Consider the following 14,628-nt stretch of genomic DNA (forward strand, 5'->3'; position numbering starts at 1 on the left):
CGGCCGGGCCCCTGCGGGTCGAGCGGCAAGTGCGTGCTCAGCGGAAGGCGGAGTGCCCGGTCAGCTGCTGGCCCAGGATGAGGGTGTGCACCTCGTCGGTGCCCTCGTAGGTGCGCACCGACTCCAGGTTGTTGGCGTGGCGCAGCGGCGAGTGATCGAGCGTGACCCCGTTGCCGCCGAGCATCGTGCGCGCCTCCCGGCACACCTCGATCGCGATCCGGCAGTTGTTGAGCTTGCCCACCGAGATCATGTGGTTCTCCAGCCGACCCTCGTCCTTGAGCCGTCCGATGCGCAGCGCCAGCAGCTGCCCCTTCTGGATCTCCAGGGCCATGTTCACCAGCTTCGCCTGGGAGAGCTGGTAGGCCGCGAGCGGCTTGTCGAACTGGATGCGCTGCTGCGAATAGGCCAGCGCGGCGTCGAAACTGTCCCGCGCGGCGCCCAGGGCGCCCCACACGATGCCGTAGCGCGCCTCGTTGAGGCACGAGAACGGTCCCCGCAGACCGGGATTGTCCGGCAGGAGGGCGTCGGCGGGCAGCCGGACGTCCTCGAGGGCGATGTCGCACTGGATGGAGGCGCGCATGGACAGCTTCGGCTCGATCGGCGTGGCGGTGAACCCTGGGGTGTCCGTGGGCACGAGGAATCCCCGGACGCGCTCCTGCCCGCTCTCGTCGACGGCCTTGGCCCAGATCACGGCCACCTGGGCGATGGAGGCGAGCCCGATCCAGCGCTTGGCGCCGTTGAGGACCCACTCGTCGCCGTCGCGCACCGCGGTGGTCGCCATGGTCGACGGATCCGAGCCGGCGGTGGGCTCGGTGAGGCCGAAGCACCCGATGATCTCGCCGGTGGCCATGCCGGGCAGCCAGCGCTGCTTCTGCTCCTCGGAGCCGTGCTTGGCGATCGCGCTCATCGCCAGAGAGCCCTGCACGGAGACGAACGTGCGCAGGCCGGAGTCCCCTGCCTCGAGCTCCTGCATCGCGATGCCGTACTGCACGGCGGACTTCCCGGCGCACCCGTAGCCCTGGATGTGCATGCCGAGCAGGCCGAGCCGGCCCATCTCGGGAACGATCTCCTGCGGGAAGACGGCGTCGGCGAACCACCCGGCGATGTTCGGCCGGATCCTCCGGTCCACGAACTCGCGGACCGTGTCCCGGGTCTCGAGCTCCTCGGCGCTGAGGTCTGCTTCGACGTTGAGCAGGTCGGTCGCGGCGGCGTTCATGGGTCCTCCTGGGGATCGGGGTGCTCGGATGTCTCCGACGAGAATGTCGCATTCGTGATCCATGCAACACGGGTTAGCGGATAATTGAGCTATAGGTATCACTGAACGCCACATTAGGTATTTGAGGTTTCACAGTGGGTCGTGGGAATGTGATCTGCACGACATCCGCTGACCCCTTGGAGGACTCCTGTGAGCCGTTCGTCCCCCACCGCCGTCGCCGTCCCGCCCAGGGTGCGCACAGAACGCACCGGTGCCGTGGCCGTGGTGACGCTCGACGACGAGCACCGCCGCAACGTGCTGGGCCGCGAGCTGCGCAGCCGGTTGCGGGCCGCGCTGACGGAGCTCGCCACCGCGCCCGGGGTCGGTGCCGTGGTGCTCACCGGAACGGGGCGGTGCTTCAGCGGCGGCGGCGACCTCGCCGCCATGCCGCCCGCCGGCCCCGCCGAGTCGGCCGCCCGGATGGCCGAGGTCGCCGGGCTCGTGCAGGAGCTCGCGTCGCTGGAGAAGCCGGTCGTGGCCGCGGTGAACGGTCCCGCCGCCGGAGTGGCCGTCGGCCTGGTGTGCTGCTGCGACGTCGTGGTCGCCGGCGAGGGCGCCCGGTTCCTGTTCCCGTTCACCCGCCTGGGCCTGGCCCCGGACGGCGGACTGGTGCACTCGCTGGTCCAGCGCGTCGGTGCGGCCCGGGCCCGGAGGATCCTGCTCGAGGCCGCCCCTGTGGACGCCGGCGCCGCCCGGGACGCCGGTCTGGTCGACCACCTCGTGCCGGACCCGGACGTGCTCGGCGCCGCGATCGCCCGCGCCGGAGAGCTCGCCGAGCGCGCCCCGCTCGCCGTCGCCGCGGTGAAGCGGGGGATCCGCGAGGCCTCGGGCTCGCTCGAGGACGCCCTGGCGTTCGAGCGGGAGCACCAGCCGGCGCTCTTCGGGACCTCCGACTTCCTGGAGGGCAAGCAGTCGTTCTTCGACAAGAGACACCCCTCCTTCTCCGGGCGCTGAGCGCCGCCACCGCACGTCGAAAGGCCATCATGAGGACAACGAAGACACGGCTCGCCGCCCTGGGCGCCGTCGCGGTGCTGGGTCTCACCGGCTGCGCCAGCGCCGAGGGGGACGAACCGGTGGGCCCCAACGGTCTGCCGCAGCAGTTGGTGTGGTCCACCTACAACGTGGGCACCGGCACCTACAACGATCTCGCCGCCATCGCGAACACCCTCACCAACGAGGAGGGCGTGCAGGTGCGGCTGATGACCGCCGACACCGGCATCGGCCGGCTGGCTCCCCTCGTGAACGGCACCGTGGACTACGCGCGGGCCGGGGACGAGTACTACTACGCCTTCGAGGGCGACTACGAGTACGCCAGCGAGGTGTGGGGGCCGCAGGACATGCGCGTGGTGTGGGCGCCCCCCGGCAACTACGGCCTGCTGGTGCGCGAGGACAGCGGCATCGACTCCTTCGCGGACCTCGAGGGCAAGAGGTTCCCCCGGCTGACCGCCAACACCTCGATCAACAACAAGATGGAGGGCTTCCTCAACTACGGCGGTCTCACCTGGGACGACGTCGAGCAGGTCCCGATCGCCTACGGCGAGCAGATCGCCGGTCTCGAGGCGGGGCAGATCGACGCCCTGTACCAGAACGTGGTCGGCTCCAACATCAACGAGCTCGCGTCCAGCACGGACGTCAAGTGGCTGACCTTCGACGACCCGGACCCGGCCCGCTACGAGACCTGGGAGGAGCTCATGCCCATGGTGACGGTCGGCGAGATCACGAGCGGCGCCGGGCTGGAGGAGGGCGAGAGCGCCCGGGTCCTCGAGTACACGATCCCGCTCACCACGATGGGCTCCCGCGACGCGGACGAGGTCTACCACCTCGTCAAGGCGATGGTCGAGAACTACGAGCACTACGAGGGCACCACCCCGGACACGAAGCAGTTCTCCTTCGACGCCGTCCTGAAGGAGCCGCTGGTGGTCCCGTTCCACGAGGGGACCGTCCGCTACTTCGAGGAGCGCGGCGTGTGGACCGAGGAGCTCGAGCGGAAGAACAACGAGCTCATCGAGCGCGGCGAGCGCATGCGGGAGGCCTGGCCCGGCGTCGTCGAGTCCTCCTCCGAGGAGGAGCTCGAGCAGGACTGGACGGAATGGAAGAAGAACGAGCTGGACAGCGAGGGGAACGACGATGAGAACTGAGACCCGGGTGACGCCGTTCTGGAGGACGGTCGTGATCGTCCTGACCGTACTGGGCGTGCTGCTGGCCATGAACCAGGTGTTCTTCTGGAACGTGGGCGGGCTGTCCCTGCTGACCAACTCCTACCTCTACCTGATCCTGGCGGCCTTCCTGCCGGTCGTGTTCATCGTCAACCCCCTGCGCAAGATCCCGCTCGCGCAGCAGGTGGAGGCCCAGCAGGAGGACGGCCGGGACGGCAGCACCGCGGCCGGCGCGGGCCGGGAGCGCCGGATCCAGGGGTTCGACGTCCTGCTCATGGTCGTCTCCGCGGCGGTGTGCGTGTACTTCGCGGTCAACGGCACCCGGATCAAGAACTACGGCTGGGAGTTCATGGCGCCCACCACCGCCACGATCGCCGCGTTCGTGCTGTGGCTCGTGGTGCTCGAGGCCCTGCGCCGCACCGGCGGACTCACGGTCACCGTCATCGCCCTGCTGTTCTCCCTGTACCCGCTGGTCGCCGAGAACCTGCCGATCGGCGTCCTGCAGGGTGTCACCTACGACCTCCCGACCCTGGCGCAGGTGCACATCATGGGGGCCGAGGGCGTGCTGGGCCTGCCCATCCAGACCGCGGCCACCATCCTGATCGGTTTCCTGGTCTTCGGGGTGGCCCTGCAGCACACCGGCGGCGCGGACTTCTTCCACAACCTCTCCATGTCGATCTTCGGCCGGTACCGCGGCGGCGCGGCGAAGGTCTCCGTGGCCAGCAGCGCCGCGATGGGCATGATGAGCGGCAGCGCGGTCTCCAACGTCCTGACCACCGGACCCATGACCATCCCGGCCATGAAGCGCTCCGGGTTCAGCCCCACCTACGCGGGCGGCATCGAGGCCACGGCTTCCTCCGGCGGGTCCATCACCCCTCCGATCATGGGCACCGCGGCGTTCCTCATGGTCTCCTTCGTGGGCGTGCCCTACACGGAGATCCTGGTGGCCGCGACCATCCCCGCGGTCCTCTACTTCCTGGGCATCTACCTGCAGGTCGACGGGTACTCCGCCCGCAACGGGCTGAAGGGCGTGCCCGTGAGCCTCCTGCCCCGGACCCTCGCCACGCTCGTGCGGGGCTGGCCCTACGTCCTGGCCCTGGGCCTGCTAACCGGGCTGCTGTTCCTCACGAACTCCGAGACCCAGGTGCCGTACTGGGTGATCCTGGTGCTGCTGATCGTGGCCGTCCTGCGCCCGGGCCAGAAGTTCGGGCTGCGGGAGTTCACCGACTTCCTGGTGGAGTGCGGCCGGACGCTGAGCAACATCATCGGCATCATCGCGGGCGTGGGCCTGATCGTCGGCGGCCTCACCGCCACGGGCGTGAGCCTGTCCCTGGCCCGCGAGCTGGTCGCGCTGGTGGGCGACAACGTGGTCCTCATCCTCATCGCCGGCGCCGTCACGTGCTTCATCCTCGGCATGGGTATGACGATCTCCGCGGCCTACGTGTTCCTGGCGATCGTCATGGTCCCGGCGGTCATCGACCTGGGGGTCAACCCGCTCGCGGCGCACCTGTTCGTCATCTACTGGGCGTCCGTCTCCTACATCACCCCGCCGGTGGGCCTCGCCGCCTTCGCCGCGGCGGGCCTGGCCAAGGCCCCCGCCATGGCCACCAGCGTGGCGGCCATGAAGCTCGGCGCGGTGAAGTACATCGTCCCGTTCGGCTTCGCCCTGAACCCCGCCCTGGTCGCCCAGGACTCGCCCGGCCGGATCCTGCTGGCCTTCGGACTGAGCATCGTAGGGGTCTACGCCCTGGCCTCGGCCATCGAGGGCTGGACGGTCGGCTTCGACCGCCGGATGCCTGCCCTGTTCCGGGTCACGGCCGCGGTCGGCGGGTTCCTGCTGTTCCTGCCCACGCCGCTCACCGCCGTCCTCGGCCTGGTCCTCGTGGCCGGGAGCGTGCTCCTGACCTTCCTCACCGTGAAGGCCGGGCCCACGGGCGACGACGACGCCACCGCCGCGCACGCCCCCGAGCCCGTCACCGCGACCGTCTGACCGGAAGGACCCGACATGACGCACACCACGACAGACACCACGACCGGCGCCACGACCGGCACCGTCCCGCGCAGTCCCGTCGACACCGGGACGGACACCGTCACGACCGAGCTGCGGGGCCGGGTCGCGGTCGTCACCGTGAACCGCCCCGAGGTCCGCAACGCCCTCAACTTCGGGGTGCTGGACGGGATCGAGGCCGCGCTCGACGCGTTCGAGCGGCGGACGGACGTCGGCGCCGTGGTCTTCACGGGCGCGGGGGAGAAGTCCTTCGTGGCCGGCGCGGACATCTCGCAGCTGGTCGGCTACACGATGCGGGACGGCCTGCGAGCCCGGATGCAACGCCTCTACGACCGGATCCAGGACCTCGAGCTGCCGACGATCGCTGCGGTCAACGGCTTCGCGCTGGGCGGGGGCAACGAGCTGGCGATGTCCTGCGACATCCGCGTGGCGGCGGGCAACGCCCGGTTCGGGCTGCCCGAGACCAACCTCGGCATCCTGCCCGGCGCCGGCGGCACCCAGCGGCTGTCCCGGCTCGTGGGACTCGGGAGGGCCCAGGAGATGATCCTCACCGGCCGGATCATCGACGCCGAGGAGGCGCTGCGCATCGGGCTGGTGACCAGCGTGGTCCCGGCGGACGAGCTGATGGACACCGCGCTCGGCACGGCGGAGACGATCCTCGCCAAGGGCCCCCTGGCCGTGCGGCTGGCCAAGCTCGTGGTGCGCAACGGCGCCGAGACGGACCAGCGCACCGGGCTGCTGCTCGAGCGACTGGCCCAGTCCCTGCTCTACGCCTCCGAGGAGAAGGCTGAGGGCGCGAGCGCCTTCCTGGAGAAGCGCCCCGCCCGTTTCCGCGACGACAACTGACCGACGGCCCCGACCGATTCCCGGCCCCGACCCGAACCCCGCGGCCACCCCCGTCCCACCATTCCGAGGAGCAGAAAATGAACCCCCAGCCGAGCATCGACGCCGTCCGCGACGTCCTGGTCGTGGGATCCGGTGCCATGGGCACCCAGATCGGGGCGGTCTTCGCCCTCGCCGGCTACACGGTCACCACCGGTGACCTCGACCCCGCCGCCCTCGAGCGGTCCCGGGACGAGGTGCACCGCCGCCTCGGCCGGCTCGCCGAGAAGGGCAGCAGGAGCCGGGAGGAGGTGGACGCCGCCATCGCCCGGATGGCGTACACGACCGACTCCCTCGAGGCGGCACGCTCGACCGACTTCGTGCTCGAGGCCGCCGTGGAGCGCCTCGACATCAAGCGGCAGCTGTTCGCCGATCTCGACGAGGCCGCGCCCGAGCACGCCGTCCTAGCGACCAACTCGTCGACCATCCCCTCGTCCCTGCTCACGGACGCGACCGGCCGTGCCGACCGGGTGTGCAACATGCACTTCTTCAACCCGGCGCTGGTCATGGCCTGCGTCGAGGTGGTGCGCAACCCGCAGACCTCGGACGCCACCGTGGAGACCACCGTGGAGCTCGCCCGCCGGCTCGGCAAGCAGCCCGTCCGGCTCAACCAGGAGGTCCCCGGCTTCGTGGCCAACCGCCTCCTGGGGGCCCTGCGGGACGAGGCCCTGCGCCTCGAGGCCGACGGCGTGGCGAGCTTCGAGGACATCGACGTGGCCGCGCGGACGGCCCTGGGCCACCCGATGGGGCCGTTCGAGCTCATGGACCTGGTCGGCATCGACGTGTCCTACCTGATCCGCCTGGCCCAGCACGAGCAGAGCGGGGACCCCGCGGACCTCCCGCACCCCTCCGTGGAGAAGCTCTACGAGCAGGGCCGGTACGGCCGCAAGACCGGCCGCGGCTGGTACGAGTACGCCGGCTGAGCCCCGGACGATCACCGGGCGGAACCCCGGACCAGAAGCGACGACGAGGAGAGAAGACATGAGCCAGTTCGAGGACGCGCACGCCCTGCAGGAGATCTTCGGCCGCCCCGGCACGGGCCCGCTCGCCGGGGTGGTGGTGGCGGATCTCAGCCGCGTGCTCGCCGGCCCCTACTGCACCATGCTGCTGGCGGACATGGGCGCGACCGTCATCAAGGTCGAGAGCACCGCGGGGGACGACGCCCGCGCGTGGGTCCCGCCGCACCGGGACGGCGAGAGCACGTTCTTCCTCTCGGTCAACCGCAACAAGCACTCGATCGCCCTGGACTTCTCGGACCCGGAGCAGCTCGAGGTCGTGGAGCGGATCATCGCCCGGGCGGACATCCTCGTGGAGAACTTCAAGCCCGGCGGCCTGGCGCGCTACGGCCTCGACTACGAGAGCGTCAGCGCGTGGCGCCCGGACCTCGTCTACGCCTCGATCACCGGCTTCGGCACCGCCGGCGGCGCCGATCTGCCCGGCTACGACCTCCTGGCCCAGGCCCTCTCGGGGATGATGAGCCTCACGGGGAGCCAGCACGGCGAGCCGTACCGGGCGGGCGTGGCCCTCTTCGACGTCATCACGGGCCTGCACGCCGCCACCGGGATCCTGGGCGCGTTCCACGAGCGGCAGTCCTCCGGGGCGGGCCAGCACGTGGAGCTGAACCTGCTGACCTCGGCCCTGTCCGGGCTGGTCAACCAGTCCGCCGCCTACGTGGCCGGGGGCAGCGTCCCGACCCGCATGGGCAACGAGCACCCGAGCCTCTACCCCTACGAGCCCTTCCCCACCCGGGACAAGGACATGGTCATCGCGGTGGGCAACAACGGCCAGTTCGCGCGGCTGTGCCGGTGCCTCGGGGCGCCCGAGCTCGCCGAGGACGACCGGTTCAGCACGGTGTCCGCGCGCAACGCCAACCGGGTGGAGCTGCGCCGGCTGATGATCGAGCGGCTCGCCGCCCGGGATGCCGAGGACTGGTTCGAGCTGCTCAAGGCGGTCAAGGTGCCCTGCGCGCCGATCCTGGGCGTGGACGAGGGCGTCCGGTTCGCCGAGGGACTCGGACTGGACCCGGTGGTCCTGGCCGGGACGGGGGACCGGGAGATCCCCACGGTCCGCCACCCGGTCGACTTCAGCCGGACCCCGGTCGACTACACGCAGGCCCCGCCCCGGCTCGACGGCGACCGGGACCGCGTCCTGGCCTGGCTCGAGCGCGGCGAGCCCGCGGTCCGGCAGGCGTCGTGAACGCCGTCCACACCACGGTGCTGCCGGTGCGCTGGTCCGACCAGGACCTCAACCGGCACGTCAACAACGCCCGCGTGGTCACCCTGATCGAGGAGGCGCGGCTCTCGGCGACCGCCTCCTGGCTGGGGGAGGACGGCATCCCGGACCCCGCCCGTCCGCGCGTGGTGGTCTCGCTCGCGCTCGACTACCTGCGTTCCATCGACCACGGCCCCGAGCTCACGGCACGGGTCCGGGTGTCGCGGGTCGGCCGGTCGTCCTACACGGTGGCCTACGAGCTCGTCCAGCACGGGCGGGTCGCGGTCCGCGCCCGGACGGTGCTCGTGCAGACGGACCCGGCCACGGGCCGCTCCACGCCGCTGCCGGACCGGGTGCGGGCCGCCCTGGAGGGCGTCGTCGTCCCGGAGCCGGACTCCGTGACCGTGCGTGCATGACCGCGTTCCGGAAGGGCCGGCCCAGCCTGCGGGCGCGGCGGATCGCCTACCCGGCACTGCTGGCCACCACGGCGCTGGGCACGATGTCCTCGAACGTGATCAACGCGCCGCTGTACGTCATCCAGACGGACCTCGGCATGACGGCCCAGCAGTCGGTGCTCGCCGTGAGTGCCTTCACGGTGGCCATGGCCACGGCCGTCCCGCTCGCCGGCTGGCTCGGCGACCGGCTCGGCGTCAAGGCCTTCCTGATCTCGGCGCTGGGCGTCATGGTCCTCGCGGAGCTCACGGCCGCCGCGGCGGCGGGCATGGAGGCGCTCGTGCTCGCCCGGATGGTGCAGGGCGCGGCGTGCAGCGCGATCCCGCCCTGCGTGCAGGCGGCCCTGGTCACCACCTGGCCGGAGCGGACGGCACAGACGATGGGGGCGTGGGCCTCGGCCATCGGGGTGGGGCAGGCCGTGGGCCCACCCTTCGGCGGCCTCATCACCGAGGCCCTGGGCTGGCGCTGGGTCTTCGTCGTGCACGCCGGACTGGTGCTCGTGCTGATGCTCCTGCTGGCGGCGTTCATGCCCCGGATCGGTCGGCGGCGCCCGCCCATGCACGTGTCCGCGATGGCCTGGCTCGTCGTGGGCGGCGGGGCGACGGCCGCCGCCGTGCTGCTGGCAGGGCAGTCCGGCCCCTGGTCGTGGGCGGCGGCGAGCGCGGTCTGCGCGGTGCTCGGCTGGTGGCTGTTCGCCCGCCTCTCCCGGGGGCGGGCCCGGCGGGCCGCGGGGGACGCGACGGCACCCCGGCCCCTGCTGGACCCGGCCCTGCTCCGGGACCCTGCCTATCTCACGGCTGCGGCCGGAGCGGGACTGGCCATGGGTTCCATGGCGGTGGCCATCGTGGCCATGCCCCTGTTCCTCGGCTCGGACCTGGTCCTGGGTCCTGCCCAGATCGGGGCCGTGGTCTTCACCCTGGCGCTCGCCATGACGGCGGCGGGCCCCCTCGCGTCCCGGGTGGGCCGCCGGCACGGCAGCGGGATCCAGCTGAGCCGGGGCGTCCTGATCCTCGTGGTGGCCGCCCCGGTGCTCACGCTGGCCATGGTCTCGTCCGGTCTCGGCGTGGCCCGGTGGGTGATCGTGTCCCTGGTGGTCCTGGGGCTCGTGCTCGCCGGGACCGGCATCGCCTTCGCCCAGAGCGCGGCGGCCACGGAGCTCGTGCTCTCGCCCGCAGGGGGCTCGGGGACGGCGATCGGCATCCACAACATGATCCGCTTCCTCTCGATGGCCGTGGGCTACTCCGGGGTCTCCCTGGCGTGGGCCACCGGCGCCTCGATCCTCGTCTTCCCCGCGGTCGCCCTGACCGCGCTGGGCCTGCTCGCCACGCTGCGAGCCACCCGCCGGGAACGCCCGGCACCACCGACCGCACCGACCACCACGGGTCCTGGGACCCGCCGACGAAAGGACCAACCATGACCACCACCTCGACCGAGGCCCCGGCCGCCGTCCGCGCAGAAGGCGCGACCTCCGACTACTTCCGGCTCGACGACGAGCTCACCCCGGAGGAGATCGCCGTGCGGGACCGGGTCCGGGAGTTCGCCCAGCAGCGGGTGCTGCCGATCATCAACGAGTACTGGGAAAAGGCGGAGTTCCCCTGGGAGCTGCTGCCCGGTCTGGCCGAGCTGGGCATCATCGGCACCACCATCCAGGGCCACGGGTGCCCGGGCATGTCTCGCAAGGCCGCCGGGATGGTCGCTCGGGAGATGGCCCGGGCCGACGGCAGCATCAACACGTTCCTGGGGGTGCACGGCAACCTGTGCATGGGGGCGCTGAACATGCTCGGGTCCGAGGAGCAGAAGGGGCGCTGGCTGCCGGCCATGGCCCAGCTGGAGAAGACCGGGGCCTTCGCCCTCACCGAGCCCGAGCACGGCTCCGACTCGGTGGCACTGGAGACCAGCGCCCGCCGCGAGGGCGAGGAGTGGGTGATCAATGGGCACAAGCGGTGGATCGGCAACGGCCACGCCGCCGACGTCGTGGTCCTGTTCGCCCGCAACGTCGAGGACGGGAAGGTCAACGCGTTCGTGGTGGAGAAGGACGCCGAGGGCAACCACCCGGCCGGCTACGACCCGACGGTGATCACCGGCAAGGTCGGCAAGCGCGCGATCCTGCAGGCCGACATCGTCATCGAGGACCTGCGGGTGCCGGCGGCCAACCGGCTGGAGGAGTGCCGGTCCTTCGCCGACGTCTCCCGGGTGCTGCAGGCCACCCGCGGGGGGGCCTCCTGGGAGGCGGTGGGTCACGCGATGGCGGCCTTCGAGATCGCCGCCGACTACGCCGCCACCCGGGTGCAGTTCGGCAGCCCGATCGCCGGCTACCAGCTGGTCCAGGCCCGGCTGGCGAACATGCTCAGCGAGCTCACCACCATGCAACTGCTGTGCAACCGGATGGCGGAGCTGGCCGACAAGGGCGAGCTGACCAACGCCATGGCCTCGATGGTGAAGATGTCCACCTCGCAGAAGGGCAAGTGGATCTGCAACGAGGCCCGGGAGCTGCTGGCCGGCAACGGCCTGCTGCTGGAGAACCACGTCGCCCGGCACCTGACGGACATGGAGGTCGTCTCCACCTACGAGGGCACCGACTCCATCCAGGCCCTGCTCGTGGGCCGGGACATCACCGGGATCTCCGCCTTCCGCTGAGCCCCGCCGCACCCTCCCCTCGCCGAACTCACCACTTCTCCACGAGAAGCCCGGACAAACAACCGGGTCTCGGGGAGAAGTGGTGAGTTCACGGCGTGCGGGGGGGTGGAGCGGGCAGGGGGCCCTCCGGCGCCGGGAACACCGTCTCGGAGATCTCGATGACGGACTGCAGGGCCGGGTTCGCGTCTCCTCGGCGCCAGATGAGGCGGACCTCGACCGGCTTCTGCTCCTGTGTCAGCGGTTTGTAGACCACGCCGCGGGACGGCACGTTGTCCCGGACGCTGGAGAGGATGAGGGAGATGCCCATCTCGGCGCCCACGAGGACCACGAGCGTCCAGGAGTCCGGGGCCACCTGGACGATGCGCGGAACGAACCCCGCGTTCATCGCGAGCGTGTTGAGCCGGTTGGGCAGCGTGGCCCCTGCCCCGCCGGGCAGCACGATCCACGCCTCTTCGGCGAGGTCCTCGGCGTCGACCGTCTCGCGGTCGGCCAGCCGGTGGTTCTCCGGCAGGGCGATGAGCAGCTCCTCGAGGGCGACGAGCCGGGAGTTGATCTCCGCCGGCAGGAAGTCCCAGCGGCCGATCACGAGGTCGAGGGAGTCGTCCAGGACCTTTTCCAGGCCCAGATAGGAGAACTGCGAGCTGTACAGCTCCAGGCTGATCCCGGGGCGCCGGCGCCGGACCTGGCGCGCCAGCTCGCCCACCGCCTGGTTCACGGAGGCCCCGGCGAAGCCGAGCCGCGCCCGCCCGATCTCGCCCTCCTGCGACTTGCGGACCACGTCCTTGATCCGCCGCGCGAGCATGACCAGCTCCCGGGCCGGCTCCAGCAGGGCCTCGCCCTGCGGCGTCAGGTTCACGTGGCGGGTGTTGCGCTCGAACAGGGCGGCGCCCAGCTCCGCCTCCAGCTGCCGGATCAGCCGGCTGAGGGGCGGCTGCGCCATGTGCAGGCGCTTCGCCGCGCGCCCGAAGTGCAGCTCCTCCGCGACGGCGAGGAACGCCTGGGCCTTGTGGACTTCCATCCGGCCAGACTATGGCGTGCTCAGGGACGAGCCGGACAAGCACGGACGAGCAGGGTGATGCGGGGCGGTGCGGGGGAGCAACACGGGTGCGGTTTCGTCGCAATTGTCATCTGTGGGGCTTGTCCGCCCGTCCGTGGCATGCTTCGTCTCGTTATGAGGTTCGTCATGCTCCGGAAACACACCGTGCCCGGTGCGGCAACACGGACTTCCTACAGTCGAAGCAGCACCGCTCGCCCCGCCCCCAAGGAGCAGCCCATGACCGAGCACGCCGGACCAGGATCCGCGCCCGTGGTGCCGCCCGCCCGGCGGCCGGTCCTCCGTGTGGTGGGCGGCACGGCCGTCGAGCCCGCCCGCACCGAGCCCGACCCGGCCGAGGCCGCGCGGGCGCGCGCCGCGGCCGCCAGGGCCGCCCACCCCTCCTCGGGTCTGGGCGTGCCGGGCTTCCAGCGCCCGCAGCCGGCCGAGGCCCCCGGCCAGGACGAGGCTCCGGCGACCCGGGCGGAGGACCCCGTGGTCGTCCCGACGGCGTCCCAGGAGGCCGGCGAGGCCGTGCGGCAGCCCGACGTCCCCGCCCTCGAGGGGCTCGGCCCGCACGTGGTCACGGGCCCGGTGCTCCTGCCGGCGGCCCGGCCCGGCGACGTGCTCAAGGTCGAGGTCCTCCAGGTCGAGGACCCGGAGGCGTCCCCCGGTCCGCTCGAGACCGGGTGCACCGCCTACCTGCCGGTCCGCGGGGACGGCGCCGCCTTCTGCCCCCGGGAGCTCCACCGGGCCCTCGGCGCGGCCGGGCAGCCCCTGCTCGGCACCTTCCGGGTGACCGTGTGCCGGACCGGCGCCCAGGGCGTGCCCGCCGTGGCGCACCGGCAGCCGTTCGCCGAGACCGACGAGCACTGGATCGTCGTCGGGTGCTCGGGGCCGGAGGACGCCGACGAGCGGACGTTCTGCCTGACCGCGGCCATGCACCGGGCCGTGAGCGCCGGGGTGGACTTCCTGGCGCGGGACCGCGGCATGGACCGGCCCATCGCCCAGGCCTATCTCTCGAGCGCCGCGGAGTTCGCGGTCACCCGGCTGGAGGACAGCTCCGCGGGCGCCCACGGCCGGATCCGCAAGGCCGACTTCGCCTGAGCGACCCGTTCGGAGCGGATCTCCCCGTATCCCACCGATCGATGTGCATTCGTAATCGTCATATTTCGCATGCAGGTCACCGGATACCCCCGGAACCCCCTACTGTGGGTGACGCAGGTCACGCGGGCGTCCGTGCGCGGTCCCGACAACGAGGTCGGGCTGTCGCCGCCGGTAGCACCACGGCCGGGGCGCCCGGTGACCTGTCCAAACCTTCTGCGATCCCGCACTGCTAGCCTCCCGGCATGATGTCGTCCTCACGGGCCGCCGCCCCCGCCACGTCCCTGCCGCGCACGATCGCCCGCGTGCTGCTCGGGCTCGTCCTGCTCGGCGCCGGGATCAGCCACCTCACCGTGGCCCGCCAGGAGTTCACGGCCCAGGTTCCCGAGTGGATGCCCGTGCCCGACGACGCCGTGGTGCTCGGCTCCGGGGTGGTGGAGATCGTGCTCGGCGCCGCGCTCGTGGTCCTGCCCCGGCGGCGGGTGCTGCTCGGGTGGCTCGCCGCGGCGTTCTTCGTGGCCGTGTTCCCGGGCAACGTCTCGCAGTACCTCACGCGCACCGACGCCTTCGGCCTGGACACCGACCGTGCCCGGGCCGTGCGCCTGCTGTTCCAGCCGCTGCTCGTGCTCTGGGCCCTGTGGTCCACCGGGGCGTGGCGGTCGTGGCGCCGCGCCCGCCGGGATCAGTCCTCGCGCCGGACGTAACGGTCCCGCACCCGCCGGTACAGGGCGAACGTGCCGAGGTAGGCGAGGGCCGCGAGCACCACGGAGGGCAGCCACTCCTGGGCGTCCAGGGAGGTCAGCAGCACCCCGGCCGAGGTCAGCACCAGGGCCAGGACGAGCAGGCTCGCGACGATCGACTTCACGGGCGTCCTTCCGGTGCACGGGAC

Annotated in this window: 14 protein-coding genes; 11 read left to right on the forward strand and 3 right to left on the reverse strand. The window is 71.8% G+C overall.

Going from position 1 to position 14,628, the window contains the following annotated elements:
• Positions 1-37: 37 nt before the first annotated feature.
• The gene (locus ACH9D2_RS12880; protein ID WP_396363201.1) at positions 38-1,216 is read right to left on the reverse strand and encodes an acyl-CoA dehydrogenase family protein; all 1,179 of its coding nucleotides are present in this window, start codon (positions 1,214-1,216) and stop codon (positions 38-40) included.
• A 189-nt stretch (positions 1,217-1,405) separates the two neighbouring features.
• On the opposite strand from ACH9D2_RS12880, the gene ACH9D2_RS12885 reads away from it, so the two are divergent.
• The 9 genes from ACH9D2_RS12885 (at position 1,406) to ACH9D2_RS12925 (ending at position 11,602) form a co-directional block, all read left to right on the forward strand.
• Positions 1,406-2,209, forward strand: coding sequence for an enoyl-CoA hydratase-related protein (locus tag ACH9D2_RS12885; protein WP_396363202.1), 804 nt, complete (start codon positions 1,406-1,408; stop codon positions 2,207-2,209).
• Positions 2,210-2,238: 29 nt separating this feature from the next.
• Positions 2,239-3,393 (forward strand): TAXI family TRAP transporter solute-binding subunit, encoded by a 1,155-nt coding sequence (locus tag ACH9D2_RS12890; protein ID WP_396363203.1) that lies wholly within the window; start codon positions 2,239-2,241, stop codon positions 3,391-3,393.
• Positions 3,383-5,401 carry a TRAP transporter fused permease subunit gene (locus ACH9D2_RS12895; protein WP_396363204.1) on the forward strand — a complete coding sequence of 673 codons (2,019 nt, stop codon included), beginning with the start codon at positions 3,383-3,385 and terminating at the stop codon, positions 5,399-5,401. The genes ACH9D2_RS12890 and ACH9D2_RS12895 overlap by 11 nt, the downstream gene beginning before the upstream one ends.
• 15 nt (positions 5,402-5,416) lie before the next feature.
• Positions 5,417-6,265: an enoyl-CoA hydratase-related protein gene (locus tag ACH9D2_RS12900; RefSeq protein ID WP_396363205.1), complete on the forward strand. Its 849-nt coding sequence runs from the start codon at positions 5,417-5,419 to the stop codon at positions 6,263-6,265.
• A 77-nt stretch (positions 6,266-6,342) separates the two neighbouring features.
• Complete coding sequence (locus tag ACH9D2_RS12905; protein ID WP_396363206.1) at positions 6,343-7,224, forward strand: 3-hydroxyacyl-CoA dehydrogenase family protein; 882 nt, start codon at positions 6,343-6,345, stop codon at positions 7,222-7,224.
• A 58-nt stretch (positions 7,225-7,282) separates the two neighbouring features.
• Positions 7,283-8,497 carry a CoA transferase gene (locus ACH9D2_RS12910; protein ID WP_396363207.1) on the forward strand — a complete coding sequence of 405 codons (1,215 nt, stop codon included), beginning with the start codon at positions 7,283-7,285 and terminating at the stop codon, positions 8,495-8,497.
• Positions 8,494-8,928, forward strand: coding sequence for an acyl-CoA thioesterase (locus ACH9D2_RS12915; protein WP_396363208.1), 435 nt, complete (start codon positions 8,494-8,496; stop codon positions 8,926-8,928). Before ACH9D2_RS12910 ends, ACH9D2_RS12915 begins: the two co-directional genes overlap by 4 nt.
• A complete protein-coding gene (locus tag ACH9D2_RS12920) occupies positions 8,925-10,382 on the forward strand; it encodes an MFS transporter (protein WP_396363209.1) in 1,458 nt (485 codons plus the stop codon). The genes ACH9D2_RS12915 and ACH9D2_RS12920 overlap by 4 nt, the downstream gene beginning before the upstream one ends.
• Positions 10,379-11,602: an acyl-CoA dehydrogenase family protein gene (locus ACH9D2_RS12925; protein ID WP_396363210.1), complete on the forward strand. Its 1,224-nt coding sequence runs from the start codon at positions 10,379-10,381 to the stop codon at positions 11,600-11,602. Before ACH9D2_RS12920 ends, ACH9D2_RS12925 begins: the two co-directional genes overlap by 4 nt.
• A gap of 88 nt (positions 11,603-11,690) precedes the next feature.
• Here the strand turns inward: ACH9D2_RS12925 and ACH9D2_RS12930 are convergent, their stop codons facing one another.
• Positions 11,691-12,620 carry a LysR family transcriptional regulator gene (locus ACH9D2_RS12930; protein WP_396363211.1) on the reverse strand — a complete coding sequence of 310 codons (930 nt, stop codon included), beginning with the start codon at positions 12,618-12,620 and terminating at the stop codon, positions 11,691-11,693.
• Between the two features lie 255 nt (positions 12,621-12,875).
• On the opposite strand from ACH9D2_RS12930, the gene ACH9D2_RS12935 reads away from it, so the two are divergent.
• Positions 12,876-13,742, forward strand: coding sequence for a hypothetical protein (locus tag ACH9D2_RS12935; RefSeq protein ID WP_396363212.1), 867 nt, complete (start codon positions 12,876-12,878; stop codon positions 13,740-13,742).
• A 242-nt stretch (positions 13,743-13,984) separates the two neighbouring features.
• Positions 13,985-14,443 carry a DoxX family protein gene (locus ACH9D2_RS12940; RefSeq protein WP_396363213.1) on the forward strand — a complete coding sequence of 153 codons (459 nt, stop codon included), beginning with the start codon at positions 13,985-13,987 and terminating at the stop codon, positions 14,441-14,443.
• Here the strand turns inward: ACH9D2_RS12940 and ACH9D2_RS12945 are convergent.
• A complete protein-coding gene (locus tag ACH9D2_RS12945; protein ID WP_396363214.1) occupies positions 14,422-14,604 on the reverse strand; it encodes a hypothetical protein in 183 nt (60 codons plus the stop codon). The two genes, ACH9D2_RS12940 and ACH9D2_RS12945, sit on opposite strands and share 22 nt — an antisense overlap.
• Positions 14,605-14,628 lie beyond the last annotated feature (24 nt).

This window comes from Kocuria rhizosphaericola (assembly GCF_044462205.1).
Lineage (GTDB): Bacteria > Actinomycetota > Actinomycetes > Actinomycetales > Micrococcaceae > Kocuria > Kocuria rhizosphaericola.

What these genes read in the sequence shown, in the direction of transcription:
- ACH9D2_RS12880 (WP_396363201.1), bottom strand. Translation starts at nt 1,216, where the DNA reads ATGAACGCCGCCGCGACCGACCTGCTCAACGTCGAAGCAGACCTCAGC.
- ACH9D2_RS12890 (WP_396363203.1), top strand. Translation starts at nt 2,239, where the DNA reads ATGAGGACAACGAAGACACGGCTCGCCGCCCTGGGCGCCGTCGCGGTG.
- ACH9D2_RS12895 (WP_396363204.1), top strand. Translation starts at nt 3,383, where the DNA reads ATGAGAACTGAGACCCGGGTGACGCCGTTCTGGAGGACGGTCGTGATC.
- ACH9D2_RS12900 (WP_396363205.1), top strand. Translation starts at nt 5,417, where the DNA reads ATGACGCACACCACGACAGACACCACGACCGGCGCCACGACCGGCACC.
- ACH9D2_RS12905 (WP_396363206.1), top strand. Translation starts at nt 6,343, where the DNA reads ATGAACCCCCAGCCGAGCATCGACGCCGTCCGCGACGTCCTGGTCGTG.
- ACH9D2_RS12910 (WP_396363207.1), top strand. Translation starts at nt 7,283, where the DNA reads ATGAGCCAGTTCGAGGACGCGCACGCCCTGCAGGAGATCTTCGGCCGC.
- ACH9D2_RS12920 (WP_396363209.1), top strand. Translation starts at nt 8,925, where the DNA reads ATGACCGCGTTCCGGAAGGGCCGGCCCAGCCTGCGGGCGCGGCGGATC.
- ACH9D2_RS12925 (WP_396363210.1), top strand. Translation starts at nt 10,379, where the DNA reads ATGACCACCACCTCGACCGAGGCCCCGGCCGCCGTCCGCGCAGAAGGC.
- ACH9D2_RS12930 (WP_396363211.1), bottom strand. Translation starts at nt 12,620, where the DNA reads ATGGAAGTCCACAAGGCCCAGGCGTTCCTCGCCGTCGCGGAGGAGCTG.
- ACH9D2_RS12935 (WP_396363212.1), top strand. Translation starts at nt 12,876, where the DNA reads ATGACCGAGCACGCCGGACCAGGATCCGCGCCCGTGGTGCCGCCCGCC.
- ACH9D2_RS12940 (WP_396363213.1), top strand. Translation starts at nt 13,985, where the DNA reads ATGATGTCGTCCTCACGGGCCGCCGCCCCCGCCACGTCCCTGCCGCGC.